This window comes from Gemmiger formicilis, from assembly GCF_016901605.1.
Classification (GTDB): Bacteria; Bacillota; Clostridia; order Oscillospirales; family Ruminococcaceae; genus Gemmiger; species Gemmiger formicilis_B.
In genome coordinates, this window is record NZ_JACJKP010000924.1 from 1 (window position 1) to 219 (window position 219).

General features: G+C 55.7%; 1 pseudogene. It reads left to right on the forward strand.

The features are described from left to right. A pseudogene (locus H6B10_RS18480) lies at positions 1 to 219 on the forward strand (hypothetical protein); the annotation flags it as partial.

Below are 219 nucleotides of genomic sequence, written 5' to 3' on the forward strand. Positions count from 1 at the left end.
CGACTGTGGCGAACATGATGAACAGGAGCGCGCCTTCGGAGGAAAAAATCGTATTCGGCATAATGTACCTCTCTCTGCGGGGGGCCGCTTAAAAATCAATGTCGATGCCGAGGCAAACCATGTACAGTGCATGGTAGGCTGCATGCTGGAGACCAAGGTGGCCATTGCCGCCGGTGTGAGCCTGGTTGCTGCCAAGCAGAATATCACCGAGGCGGACTG